Genomic DNA, 13,187 nt, shown 5'->3' on the forward strand with positions numbered 1-13,187 from the left:
CACATCATCCTCTTCAATTATTTGTTCTTTATCATTTAGATATTGAATACATCCAACGATAATGAATAAAGCAATCATATCCTCTTCCCTGTTAAATAGAACAGAAAACTATCCCTTAATAAGCAAATTGTCGTTATTACACAGGTATTATTGTAAATAATTGCTAAATAGCTTGAGCCATCTTTGATTAGTGATTCGCATTCGCGGCTCTAAATAAGAAAAATACTTAAACAGAATATTCATTCTCTATTAAAAGAGAATTCTTTATAAAATACTTTTAGTACAAAAGAATAAAAAAGCAGCGGTTATCGCCGCATCAACCGCTACTTTGTTTCAATCATATTTCATAACACACGTTGGCACTTGTGCATTTATTTTATAGTTCAGATTCGACAATCATTTTTAGTTTCTCATATGGAACGTATCCAACAAGAGGATCTTTAATGTTGTTATTAATAATTATACGAGTATGTGGAATTCCCATGACACCATATTGTGCAGCTAAATCTGGTCCTTCATCGACATCTACTTTGAGAATTTGTACTTTATCTCCTAATTCTTCATCAAGTTGTTCAAGAACCGGAATTAACATTCTACAAGGACCACACCATTTGGCCCAAAAATTTAATAATACAGGTTTACCTCCGTTTAAATGCGGTTCGATTTCATTATTTGATGTGACATGTAAAATAGCCATCTTTTTATCTCCTTTATTATCATATGCGCCTTGGCGTATTTGCGCCCGGATTTTATCGAGCTCCGCTCGATAAATTTCCCCTAAAAATTTGTGGCATCCGCCGGAGGCTTTGACTTTATTCAGCCGGGGTTTGAACCCCCACTGAATGGAATACCAATATGCATTCACCTCACCACATACAGAAGTGAGAGATTTCTGCTGAATGAAATTAAACATTAAAGATCTATAAAGTCCTTGATTAGAGTGACAAAAATCCTCTTTTGAAGCTAAAACCTTTCTATTGCCATATCTCCATTCATTGCAACGGCTGCTTTGTTTCCTTCTGACGCTGCAATAACAAGTGAAGAAGCACTCATTCCTGCTGTTTCACCGGCTGCATAAAGATTTTTTACTGATGTTCGACCACCATCATCTAACACAATCGTACCATTTTTTTGTAATTCACATCCTAGTGTTTCAGCAAATTGATTTGAGCGTATAAATGACGGAGCAACAAATCCGAATGAAATTTCAATTTTTAAATTTGATTCAAATTCTACATTTGTTAAATATCCATCTACATTATTTATCCGTTTAATTGGATCGTTCACGACTGTTATATCATTTCTTGCTAATTCCTCCATAGCATCCGAAGATATTGCTGTACCATTTGTAGCAAGAACTAAATCATTTGACCAGTGATATAGTAGTTTACTTAGGTGTAGAGCGCTATCCTCATTTTCTGCAATGATAAGAAGCTTTTTATTACTTAATTCCCAACCGTCACAATAAGGACAACTAAAGAGACTCTTGCCATAACATTGTTTGACATTTGGAATATCAGGAAACACTTCTTGAATACCTGTTGCGAGTAATACTTTTTCGGCTACAAATATTGTGTTATCTGAGGTCGTAACTTTAAACGAGCCATTCGGCAATTTAACAATATTTGAAACTGTTGTTTGGAAATGTTGCACATAAGGATATTTTTTTAATTCATTTAGGCTAAGTTCACGAAATTCTGCTGGCTTAATACCATCACGTGTTAGAAATCCATGTGATTCTTGTGTCTTTCGATTTCTATTTGTATTGTTGTCAAAAAGAGCAACGCTTCTACGTGCTCTACCTAACACTAGGCTTGCATTTAGTCCTGCTGGACCAGCGCCAATAATGGCACAATCAATCATTGCTAGTTCCATTTCGAATAATCCTCCTAAAATATTGTTTTATTTGTAGGTCTATTTGGAGCAACACGATTATAATAACCCTAAACTATAATCCCTTCCTCACCCCCTTAAGTTTTCAAAAAAGAGAGAGTAAAGACACTCATCCCCTTAATGAATTAAAAACAAAAGTGATACTATATTCACTTTCGCTCCTGTTGCATTATAGGTTCCGCTATTCTGAATAAAGTGCCTATCAAATTTGCCAAGGTGACGCTGCCTATTTGGTAAAATATATAAATTAATTATTCGAGGCAAGAGGGGCGATCATAGTCTATCACTTAGGTTATTTCTGGTTCTTTGATTTATCATCGGGCTTTAAAACAAAAGGATATAAAAGACTCCTAATATCTATGATTGCCACAAAAAATAATTGTGGGTGATAAACCCACTTTATTTTTTTACAATATCTGATATTTTTTTATTTCTTAACTCTTCTTCCAGTTTTTCCTCAGCTGAAAGCATTACATCTTTTATTACACATTCTGGATCAGAGTATAAACAACAGTCAAACAATGACGATTTACCTTCAATTGCATGTATAATATCTAAAAATGAAATGTCTTCCCAATTATGACTAAGCGTATACCCTCCATTGGCACCTGATGAGGAATTAATCATCCCTTCCTTCACCAGTTTAGTCAATATTTTGGACAAATACGTAGGAGATACATTTTGCTTTTCTGCTAACTGTTGTACACCAATTGGATTATTTGGTGCCTCCTTTGCAAAAAATAGCATTGTGTGAAGGGCATAATTTGTAGCCTTAGAATACTTCATGATTTAAACACCCTCCTTAAAAGACTTTGTGTGTCTATAATAACCTTCATTATTTCCTAATGTCAATATTTTTATGTGTATTTTTCTTTAAGTCCAAATTTGTGTTAAAGTGAAGCTTACACATCAAATACGCCTTGGCGTATTTGCGCCCAGATTTTATCGAGCTCCGCTCGATAAATTTCCTCTGAAAATCTGAGGCATCCGCCGGAGGCTTTAACTTTATTCAGCCTAGGTTTGAACCCCCGCTGAATTGAATACCAACTTGCATTCATCTCACCCCTTACAGAAGTAGGAGACTTCTGCTGAATGAAGTTAAATTGACGAATTATTCCGTTTAATTCGTTTTGAAAGAGAGTTCATAACTTATGAGTATCACAATTGAACAAGTAGATTATGATAAAAAAACTGCTTTGAGACATCTCCTTGAATTGTACAACTACGAGTTTAGTGAATTTACCAATGATGATGTAAATGAGTTTGGTTTATATGACTATAAGTATTTAGATAATTATTGGAATGAACCGACTAGATTCCCATTCTTTATTAAAGTTGATGGTAAATATGCTGGATTTGCTTTAATAAGAAAGGTTACGACTGATACTGGTATTTATTATTCAATGGCCGAGTTTATTGTGATGAAAAAATATAGAAAAATGGGGGTCGGTAAAACAGCTTCTTTCATTCTATTTAATAAATATAAAGTGGACTGGCAAGTGTCCGTTATACAGGAAAATAACCCTGCTAAAGAGTTTTGGAAAAAAAGCATATGCAATTATACAAATGGTCATTATAGGGAGTATATAAACGAAGAAGGAGACACTGTATTTTCGTTTAAAGCTATTCAATAGTTGTCAAAATTTTTCTTTATGGATAAAAATTGAGCAGTATAATGATCAAATAACAGCATACAAGGAGGGATATTTATGTTTCGATCAATTTCACCCCCAAAAATGTCTGCACAGTAGAATCTACTGTTTAGGCATTCAATAAAAGCTTGCTAATCCTTAATAGATTCTACTGTATATATCATTCTAACTACTATATACATGTAGAAAGTGGGATTTAGAAGTGAGAGAAAAATTATCTTTTATTTTATCAATGATTATCTTTGGAGCTGTAGGTGTTTTTGCAAAGTATATTCAGCTACCTTCAAGTAAAATTGCTTTATGGATGAGTCTGATTGGCTCTAGTTTTTCACTTTTTATTTTCTTATATAAGAAAGGTAAATTTACGGGGAAAATCATTCTGAAAAATAAATGGCCTTTAATGCTTTCAAGTATTGCTTTATGCGGCAATTGGATTTTTCTTTTCCAAGCATATAAAGAGACGACTATCGCAAATGCTGCACTGAGCTACTACTTTGCGCCAGTTTTGGTTATTTTTCTATCCCCTATTATCTTAAAAGAAAGTTTATCGTTAAGAAAGATAATCTATGTTTGCTTGGCACTTGTTGGGCTGTTTTTTATTGTACAAAACCAAACAGCTGGTGAGGGAAAACATTATGCTGGTATCCTTTATGGACTTATTGCAGCTTGTTTCTATACACTCCTCACTTTTATAAATAAATTTATTTGTGGAATAAAAGAACCTGAAAATACAATCATTCAACTTACTTTAGCAGCGTTATTTCTTATTCCTTATATTTATGGGACAAACGGATTTAAAGTGTTGCAAATCGATATGACATCACTTCTTTTACTCATAACATTGGGCATTCTGCATGTAGGTATTGGATTCTACCTCTTCTTTTTAGGGATGAGTAATTTAAAAGGACAAAGCATCGCGATTCTAAGCTATATTGATCCACTTGCATCGTTGGTCATTTCAACTATGATCATTGGTGAAAAAATGACTATCCCACAAATTATTGGCGCCATTCTCCTGCTGGGGTCAACCTTTATGAGTGAAATGCACAAAACAAGGCACCGCATCAATTAAATAAACAAAGGGCTTCTGTACTGAACCCCAAAAGTTAAACTTCAATCCTAGCGGATTTTACCCCCGCTAGGATTTTTCTTTTTCAACGTCATCTATAATACATTGGATTACTTTACTTTCAGATTGCTCATTTCCTCCATAGCGTCAATATATAGAAAAATCTTCGAGTTTACTAAGAAGCTTTATTAACCAATATTTATGCATACTTCATTTTGCGATAATTTCCAATCATTTAAACTAACTCTTATGAAGTTAGTACTAATCCTTTTCTACCTTTACAAGAGCTTTTAAGTATTTCCCCGCCAGCACCATATTGGTACAAGTGCCTAAAGTGCAAGCTGTATCATTACTAACTCCAGTATAGATATTTCACTCCAATTAACAATGTGATGTTAACGGGAACATAAAGTTGCCCTTCAGTAATGATTTTTTCGTTAAGACGAATAAAGCATCATCATCATTTGGCATAATGGTTGCTGTCATGCCCTCGATTGTAAAATCAGGTGTGAAATAAAATACCACTTTTTTCGTTGTTTCCTTCACAATGCTTGCTATTACAGCTTCAACATTTGGAGCATTTAACGAAATGATATCGAAAATATGCAGAGTATCTTCTTCTTCCTCCATTAGCACAATCGTTTCTAAATCTTCCACATAGAAAATGGCTTCATGAAATACTACTGTGAAATAAAACATTAACAAACTTTCATTATGCTCAACATCTAAAATCATTGAGTTTACATGGCGATTTTTCGCAAATTTTTCAAGTAGTGCAAGATCATTTTTAATAGTAAGCTGCTTTATTTTCGCATCCATATTCATTTGAATTGAGCTTTTTGCGAGGTCAAAGCTAAACTCACTTTCATTTAGACGTGTAAAGCCAAACTTCGGGTAAAAATCCAATACAGTATCATTCGCAAAAAGATACATGAAATCACAGGTATTTTCGTATTCTTTCATAATATGTTGCATTAATTGCTTAGCCAAACCTTGATTGCGGTAATTTTCATCTGTCATTACTGTACCAATTTGAATCCCTTTATACATTTTACCATCAATAATTATTGACATTTTATTAATTGAAGCATTTGAAATAACCTTACCTTCATCAACAAATGAATATGATACATATTTGTCATTCCAATACCCTTTGTTGTACCAGCCTCGCAAATCTAATTTGAATGTTTTCATAGCTAAGGCATTAAAACTCTCCTTCAAGCTTTCATTATTACGATAATCACTTACTAATTCATATTTTTCCATTTAAATTCCCTCCAATTTTTGTTTCAATCACTTTGGTTTTTGGGAATTACCACCTCCTAAAAACAGAAAAAGACTCCATGAGAATAAACTCATAAAGTCTTTTTAAACGCAAAAAAATAAAGTTAGCCCGCCCAAAGCTAGTGCCTGCCTTTAGTTGGGTTACATAAATTTATTTATCTGCTTATATGGATTAGACATTATATCACTTCTCTTAGTTATCGCAAAAGGGCATCACAAATAAACCTATAAATCAAATGCGCCTTGGCGTATTTGCGCCCAGATTTTATCGAGCTCCGCTCGATAAATCTCCTCTGAAAATCTGAGGCATCCGCCGGAGGCTTAACTTTATTCAGCCGGGGTTTCAACTCCCACTGAATGGAATACCAATACGCATCCATCTCACCACTTACAGAAGTGGGAGAGTTCTGCTAAATGAAGTTAAATTATAGAATTGCCCTCCTATTAAATTCATTGGAACTTAAATTGCAATAATAAGTTTTAGCATAAAAGTCTAATTTCCCTTCTGTTTTTAAGAATAAAGATATACTATCACCTTTTATATTTTTTGTCTACTTTTTATTTCGCGAATTTTTTTATTAATATAAATGTTCTATAAATCATCCGATACTCACCTTCTTCTTTTTAACATAAAACACCCCTTTGCCTAAATCACAACCAAAGAGTGGACCAGTACAACTTTCTTGCAATGGGTAACAGTATATCTTTTTTGCTGCCATGGAGGGTGCCTTTATCATTATAATGTGCTATGTTTTCTTTACTTCTCAAACGTTTTCACTCTTTCTACAAATCCAAATTTATTCTAGGCCTTGACATTGTGTTAAGATCAACAAAGAAATGTTAAATTACAAATGTATTTGACCATTCGGAATTATCAGTTCTAAAATTGGAATAAGGCTTAAAAAATAAAGGTTGGTACATATGAGCGATGTATCATATGTACCAACCGCGAACGAGTTGCAAAATAGCATCTCAATTATTTTAATAGTGCATTCCGATTAACAGTATTGACATTTCGTATAACCAAAATTAAATTTTTATTTATTCCGACTCTTCTCTTTTCTCCATGAAAAAACACCTCCGAACTTTGGGTATATATCTCTATATACCCGTTCGAAGATGTTATATGTTGTCTCAAAATATTTGGTTAGCCCATCTCAATGAATTCAACAGAGATGTTTTTATTCTATTCTCATTCTATCGGGTCAGTTCACTTCTGTTATCTTGAAGTTTTATTAAGTCATTATTAGCCCTGTTGCCAGGTCCATTTCAGTGCTTGTTTTTCTAATTGTTGCACATATCCATCTTTTTCATCACAGTATCCTTCTATATCTTCTGGATGTCGTTGTGCAGCATTAACCTTAATTTCACCATATTCTCTTGCAATATCTGGATGGGCTCTTAAGTAATCCCTTACGCTTAAATGACGCTGAATTTCATACACGTTATCAAATTGAAATGCATGGATTTGATGAGTGCGATAATAACCACCCTTTGCATAGTATCGTCTTCCTTTGATGCCTAGTTCTCCACGTGGCTCATACCCCATGGAACGAAAGAGATTATCATACTGATCCAATGATTCAATTTTTTTAACGACTAGCAGAATATCAATGATTGGCTTTGCTTTTAGTCCTTTCACCGAAGTACTACCAATATGAAGAACTGAAACAATTTCTTCCCCAAGTGACTTTTGAAGAGATTCTGCTTCTTTCTGAAAAAGCATCTCCCATTCTTCTTGGTACGGTACAACATTGATTTGCATTGACATAAAAACGCTCCTTAAAATTTACTTCCAACTCATCTGAGCGTCCCATAAATGTAACATAAAATCCCTTACACGACAATATTTACAATATTTGAATCCGGTTTTTCAATGAACCGTACCTCAACTGCTCCCGAATCAAACATATAATATTCAAAATATTCCCGAAAATAATCAGGTAAATCTGGAGGGTTAAAAAGCTGCTACTTTTTCGATGCGGCTTTTTCTTCCTTAAAATATATATCTATTGCAACTTCTGCAACCGTCCTATATAGTTCATCAATCTCTTCCTGGGTCGGTTCCCTTTTGGGAACATGAAGCTTTACTAGTCCATGTTTCCCCTGAATTTGAATGATGTCATATTCCTCCATAACTTTTTCTTCCTGTGCTCGATCTATTCCGGTTTCTCGAAACGAACCAGTATCTTTAAGAAGTGGCTTACTATTTATTAATTTTTCTTTTGAGTCATGTGTCATTTTGATATCCTCAACCATCAAAACATCAGCCAGCATGAGTACGTCACTTCCTTTTCCTGATGTTCAACCGAACGCATTATGAGTATATGAATGAATAATTTGTCCACATTACCTCTGAACAACTTCTATTTCTTCGGATAGTTCGGCTTCTCTTTCGGACATCACACAAAAGAACGCTAATTCTCCACAAGAAAAGGACTCCCGTTGTTAAGGAGTCCTTTTCGTTCCATCTCAATTTCTGCGTTTCTAGCTGCTTTTTTCTCTGTATATCAAATGCGCTTCGGCGTATTTGCGCCCAGATTTTATCGAGCTACGCTCGATAAATTTCCTCTGAAAATCTGTGGCATCCGCCGGAGTCTTTAACTTTATTCAGCCAGGGTTTGGCCCCCCCACTGAATGGAATACCGATATGCATTCATCTCACCACTTACAGAAGTGGGAGACTTCTGCTGAATGAAGTTAAATCCTATAATTTGAAAGCCAAGGATGATGTCTTTATTCAGCAATAACCTTTAACGGTTCATACCACCTTTTGAGAAACTGCCCCATCCCTGTTCCACAAGCCTGTCGTCAAGTTCATCGAACCCAGTCTCAACTCCTCCTCAGCAAGTAATTGGGGAGGGACCGTAATCGTGGTTATAGCGCATGTTTCAATGACCAAACTCCGCCTAGCTTGAATATCCCCATTTTCATTACAATTCAAGTAAACACTCGGCTTACTTATCACTTTAGTCCACTTTGGTAAAGCTCATAAAAATGATGAGTAGGGCCGTTGCCCTTTCCAATTGATAAGGAATGCTGAATTGCGGTTGTGATATATTCCTTCGCTCTATGTACCGCTTCCTGTACATCACATCCCAAAGCGAGATTGGATGCAATAGCGGATGAATAGGTGCAGCCCGTGCCATGCGTATTTTTTGTATTAATTCTCTGTGCGTCGAACGAATAATATTGATCTCCGTCGAACAATATATCCAGTGCGTTTCCTGTGGCATGACCACCTTTTACAAGGACATTTTTACAGCCCATTTTATAAATCGCTTTTGCAGATCGTTTCATGTCTTCAATGTTATTAATTTCTATACCTGTGATCTTCTCCGCTTCAGGTATATTTGGGGTAACAAGGTCGGCTAACGGAATAACAGTTTTGATTAGAGTGTCTATTGCATCAGGATTCATAAGTGGACAACCGTTTTTCGCATACATAACTGGATCTATAACAATATTGGAGGGAGCATATTGTTCCATCCTTCCTGCAACAGATGTCATGCATTCAGGCTGTGATAGCATACCAACTTTCACTGCGTCCACATCTATATCTTCAAAAACTGCATCGATTTGTTTTTCAATCATATCAGGGCTTACATCTTGAATATCAATAACCCGACTCGTATTTTCAGCTACTACCGAAACAATAGCGCTCATTCCAAAAACTCCATGAGCTGAGAAGGTTTTTAAGTCTGCTTGAATTCCAGCACCACCGCTGCAATCTGAACCAGCAATACTTAATACTTTTTTCATACCTAAAATCCCCATTCTGCTCTAATATTTTTCAATCAACATATGAAATTCTTTATTCCTTTTTTATATTAAAAAACCCTTGTCCTGGGACAAGGGTAAACAACACTATCAAATGTTATTTGCTCCCTACGTCAGTATTAACTAACAGGTTCAAAGGGTCAGGTTTTAACCTTCTCAACTAATAGTCCCCCTGCAAAAATTACTATATTTTTTCAATTTTAATGTTGTGAAATAATGACTAATTTCGGAACATCACTTTCCTCTGAATCAGATGGTGTATTTTGTGTAGCTCCTTCTCCTTCAATACTCTCGACTTCTGTAACTTCTGTTTTATTTTCTGATACTGGGACTAATTTCGGAACATCACTTTCTTCTGAAACAGATAGTGTTTCTGTAGGTCCTCCTACTTCTATACTTCCAACTTCTGTTTTATTTTCTTTTGCTGGGACTAACTCAGCAACCTTATCTTCTTCTGAAACAGATGGTGTATTTTGTTGGGCTAATACAGCTCCTCCTACTCCAATACTTCCGAGGCCCAATAATGCAAAAGTGGATAAAGCCATAACAGATTTACTCATTTTTTTAACATGTAACATTTTGATCAATCTCCTTTTTAAATTCAGTTGTTCAGTTGAAAAAAACACTCCTAGAAAATAAGAATCAGGGTGCAGGTTTGCACGTTCAATCATATTTAATATTGTTTCGCCGTATTTCTTTCTTTCAGTTTGTGACATCTCCATTACTACATCTTCATCACAAGAAAGCTCACTCCACAGATGCACCTCTTTTTGTAATAAATAAACAAATGGATTGTACCAATGCACAATACTAGCGATTAATACGGCTCTTCTTATCCATAAATCTTTTTTCTTAAAGTGAATCAATTCGTGCTTAATAATCATATCTAATTCATCATTGGGAATCTTATATATCGGCAACACGATAATAGGTTTGAATATCCCAATAAAAACTGGACTCATATTACAATTACAATACGCAATTTCTATAGCAGTTGAGAGATTCATACGATTCACATTTTTATTAAACAGTTTCCGTACTTCACTTTCTTCCGACAGTATAAAACAAGACGCTTTCATCTTCTTCATAAACCTCTGATACGAGAAAAAAGCCCAAACACTTGTGACGATTACTCCTGTAATCCAAACCGCAAATAAAACTTGGACGAACGTCAATGGTAACGATAGTGTGTTCTGATGTATTACAGACTGACTCCCAAAAGAAATATCAGGGTTTTCTTTTCTGAAAATAGAAAGGAATTCAGTAGTAAAAAATATTGGAACCAGAAAAAAGAAAAGAGACATTTTTCTACTCCAATAACTCCATTTTGCAGACAATGACTCCTTTGTAACATACGTGATCAAAAAGGAAAGTAATAAAACAACACTTCCCGCAACTGTCAATGAAACCAATATCCTTAGCCACTCATTCATCATCACACCTACTTATCTGAAAACCATTTTTTGAGTTCCTCCATTTCATCTGGAGGAACTTTTTCGTCATATAATGATGCTAAAAAGTTCCTGACCGACCCTTTATACATCCTATCTAATACGCTTTGGGCTTCTCTCTTTCTATACTCTTTTATTGAAAGAAGTGGGATGTACACATTTGACCTACCATCTTTTTTTACATCCAGCATCCCCTTGTCCACCAACCTTGTCAAAAACGTGGTAAGGGTTTGGGATTTCCATCGTTTCCCTTTTTCACGATTAAAGAAGTCTAATAATTCTGTTGATCTGAACGATCGATTTTGTTCCCATATTACATTCATCAACTCCTCTTCGGTTTCAGACAACTTATAAAAATTCACCTCTTTCACCCCTTTGAAATTTATACTACATAACTGTAGTATTTAAACAGTACTACACGTCTGTAGTATATGTCAATAAAAAATCGGCTGTTGGTTTGTAAAATGTTATCAAATATGCCTTGGCGTATTTGCGCCCAGATTTTATTGAGCTCCGCCCGATAAATTTCCTCTAAAAATCTGTGGCATCCGCTGGAGGCTTTAACTTTATTCAGCCGGGGTTTGAACCCCCACTGAATGGAATACCAATATGCATTCATCTCACCACTTGCAGAACTGGGAGACTTCTGCTGAATGAAGTTAAAATCCATTACTTCTTTTAATTAATTTTTAGGGAATATCCCCTAAGTCAATAATAGGACACCAGATAAAACTACTATCCGGAAACAAAACTAAATAGAATATGTAGCAAAACAAATAAAGGAATGATTGGAAATGAAGAGGCCATTAAATCCTGAGGATCTGTTTGAATTAAAAATCGTCAGTGATCCACAAATTTCCCCTAATGGGAAGAGCATTGTCTATGTCGAAACAAGGATGGATCCTGTTACCAATAAATATTGCAGCCGCATCTGGATCGTTTCCACTTGCGGAGAAACCGAACCGCAACAATTTACATCCGGTCCTTGTCTAGATTTTGCTCCCCGTTGGTCCCCAGACGGCAAATGGCTAGCTTTCGTATCCACAAGGCGGGGGCATCCTCAACTTTGGATCATGCCCAGTACATGTGGCGAGGCCGAACCTCTCACTAATATTCGGTATATAGGTGGCATTCCTGTGCGGTCTCCAGATAGCCGAACCATCGCTTGTGTCGTTCATGTTAGCGCGGAAGGCCCGGAAGAGGACCAGGGTCGAAAAAAAAACGCCAATACAACGTTTTCAGAAGATGTGATCGTCATTGATCGTCTTGAGTATAATTTGGACACCACTGGTTATTTAGTCGGGAAACATTGGCATCTTTTCACTATCCCTGTCGTAGGTCCTGATCGCGGTAAATTCCAGCAACTCACGTTTGGTGACTACAACTACTCTTCCCCGCCATGGTCTCCCGATGGACTATACATCGCTTTAGCTGGAAACAGGACACCAGAACGTTTAGACCTTGCTTTGGTCAATGATATTTGGGTGATTCCTGCTAAAGAGGGAGAAACTCACCGGTTAACTCGCGATATATTCATCTGAATAGGAACTAGAAGCAAGTTTATTTAAAGATTTTTCTTTAAACCCATAAGTTTCTCCCCAATATTTCAACTTCGATTCAGCCATAATATGTTCCTTAAATGCATCTTATAGACTTTTATCACGGTCCACTTTGCAAAGAAGATGATGGGCATCCTCTGATAGAAATTCATCAATCAAATGCGCCTTGGCGTATTTGCGCCCAGATTTTATCGAGCTTCGCTCGATAAATTTCCTCTGAAAATCTGTGGCATCCGCCGGAGGCTTTAACTTTATTCAGTCGGGGTTTGAACCCCCACTGATGGAATACCAATATGCATTCATCTCACCACTTATAGAAGTGGGAGAGTTCTGCTGAATGAAGTTAAAAACTCGATAAATAGCTTTCATTATTGTTTGATCTTCATCTGTAACAAAACGCCATTTTCGTAATTTAAGTGTTTGTTTTATTAGCCAAAGTTGAGCGAGAGTTGTGTAATTTGAATTGATATGAAGACGGTCAATATACTTATTTCTTCTT

General features: G+C 35.8%; 16 protein-coding genes and 1 riboswitch. Of the genes, 3 read left to right on the forward strand and 13 right to left on the reverse strand.

From position 1 onward, the window contains the following. Positions 1 to 376: 376 nt before the first annotated feature. From D5F11_RS04635 to D5F11_RS25930, 4 genes are all read right to left on the reverse strand, one after another. Complete coding sequence (locus tag D5F11_RS04635; protein WP_244861956.1) at positions 377 to 865, reverse strand: thioredoxin family protein; 489 nt, start codon at positions 863 to 865, stop codon at positions 377 to 379. A 98-nt stretch (positions 866 to 963) separates the two neighbouring features. Further along, the gene (locus D5F11_RS04640; protein ID WP_120116151.1) at positions 964 to 1,875 is read right to left on the reverse strand and encodes an NAD(P)/FAD-dependent oxidoreductase; all 912 of its coding nucleotides are present in this window, start codon (positions 1,873 to 1,875) and stop codon (positions 964 to 966) included. Between the two features lie 417 nt (positions 1,876 to 2,292). Continuing rightward, on the reverse strand, positions 2,293 to 2,679 hold the full coding sequence (locus D5F11_RS04645; RefSeq protein WP_120116150.1) for an Rrf2 family transcriptional regulator: 387 nt from the start codon (positions 2,677 to 2,679) through the stop codon (positions 2,293 to 2,295). Positions 2,680 to 2,795: 116 nt separating this feature from the next. Further along, positions 2,796 to 2,951: a hypothetical protein gene (locus D5F11_RS25930; protein WP_185830501.1), complete on the reverse strand. Its 156-nt coding sequence runs from the start codon at positions 2,949 to 2,951 to the stop codon at positions 2,796 to 2,798. Positions 2,952 to 3,044: 93 nt separating this feature from the next. On the opposite strand from D5F11_RS25930, the gene D5F11_RS04650 reads away from it, so the two are divergent. After that, positions 3,045 to 3,527 carry a GNAT family N-acetyltransferase gene (locus D5F11_RS04650; protein WP_120116149.1) on the forward strand — a complete coding sequence of 161 codons (483 nt, stop codon included), beginning with the start codon at positions 3,045 to 3,047 and terminating at the stop codon, positions 3,525 to 3,527. Positions 3,528 to 3,747: 220 nt separating this feature from the next. After that, a complete protein-coding gene (locus D5F11_RS04655; RefSeq protein WP_120116148.1) occupies positions 3,748 to 4,617 on the forward strand; it encodes a DMT family transporter in 870 nt (289 codons plus the stop codon). A 378-nt stretch (positions 4,618 to 4,995) separates the two neighbouring features. Here D5F11_RS04655 and D5F11_RS04660 read toward each other — a convergent pair whose 3' ends face one another. The 8 genes from D5F11_RS04660 to D5F11_RS04695 form a co-directional block, all read right to left on the reverse strand. Continuing rightward, positions 4,996 to 5,880: a GNAT family N-acetyltransferase gene (locus D5F11_RS04660; RefSeq protein ID WP_120116147.1), complete on the reverse strand. Its 885-nt coding sequence runs from the start codon at positions 5,878 to 5,880 to the stop codon at positions 4,996 to 4,998. A gap of 215 nt (positions 5,881 to 6,095) precedes the next feature. After that, the gene (locus tag D5F11_RS04665; protein ID WP_126646502.1) at positions 6,096 to 6,278 is read right to left on the reverse strand and encodes a hypothetical protein; all 183 of its coding nucleotides are present in this window, start codon (positions 6,276 to 6,278) and stop codon (positions 6,096 to 6,098) included. Positions 6,279 to 7,144: 866 nt separating this feature from the next. Next, the gene (locus D5F11_RS04670) at positions 7,145 to 7,669 is read right to left on the reverse strand and encodes a GrpB family protein (protein WP_306428769.1); all 525 of its coding nucleotides are present in this window, start codon (positions 7,667 to 7,669) and stop codon (positions 7,145 to 7,147) included. A gap of 197 nt (positions 7,670 to 7,866) precedes the next feature. Next, positions 7,867 to 8,175, reverse strand: a complete 309-nt coding sequence (locus D5F11_RS04675; RefSeq protein ID WP_120116146.1) for a hypothetical protein — start codon at positions 8,173 to 8,175, stop codon at positions 7,867 to 7,869. A gap of 687 nt (positions 8,176 to 8,862) precedes the next feature. After that, a complete protein-coding gene (thiD, locus tag D5F11_RS04680; RefSeq protein WP_120116144.1) occupies positions 8,863 to 9,660 on the reverse strand; it encodes a bifunctional hydroxymethylpyrimidine kinase/phosphomethylpyrimidine kinase in 798 nt (265 codons plus the stop codon). Positions 9,661 to 9,766: 106 nt separating this feature from the next. Next, positions 9,767 to 9,862, reverse strand: a riboswitch (TPP riboswitch). Positions 9,863 to 9,878: 16 nt separating this feature from the next. Further along, complete coding sequence (locus tag D5F11_RS04685) at positions 9,879 to 11,111, reverse strand: M56 family metallopeptidase (RefSeq protein ID WP_185830502.1); 1,233 nt, start codon at positions 11,109 to 11,111, stop codon at positions 9,879 to 9,881. A gap of 8 nt (positions 11,112 to 11,119) precedes the next feature. Continuing rightward, positions 11,120 to 11,491, reverse strand: a complete 372-nt coding sequence (locus D5F11_RS04690; protein WP_281277063.1) for a BlaI/MecI/CopY family transcriptional regulator — start codon at positions 11,489 to 11,491, stop codon at positions 11,120 to 11,122. A 20-nt stretch (positions 11,492 to 11,511) separates the two neighbouring features. Continuing rightward, the gene (locus D5F11_RS04695; RefSeq protein WP_126646504.1) at positions 11,512 to 11,748 is read right to left on the reverse strand and encodes a hypothetical protein; all 237 of its coding nucleotides are present in this window, start codon (positions 11,746 to 11,748) and stop codon (positions 11,512 to 11,514) included. Between the two features lie 175 nt (positions 11,749 to 11,923). On the opposite strand from D5F11_RS04695, the gene D5F11_RS04700 reads away from it, so the two are divergent. Then, a complete protein-coding gene (locus D5F11_RS04700; RefSeq protein ID WP_120116140.1) occupies positions 11,924 to 12,670 on the forward strand; it encodes a TolB family protein in 747 nt (248 codons plus the stop codon). Between the two features lie 169 nt (positions 12,671 to 12,839). On the opposite strand, the gene D5F11_RS25935 is transcribed toward D5F11_RS04700, so the two are convergent. Beyond that, entirely contained in the window at positions 12,840 to 12,980 is a 141-nt protein-coding gene (locus D5F11_RS25935) for a hypothetical protein (RefSeq protein WP_185830503.1), read from the reverse strand. Positions 12,981 to 13,187 lie beyond the last annotated feature (207 nt).

Source organism: Siminovitchia terrae (assembly GCF_003605405.2).
In the GTDB taxonomy this organism is placed as follows: Bacteria; Bacillota; Bacilli; order Bacillales; family Bacillaceae_C; genus Siminovitchia; species Siminovitchia terrae.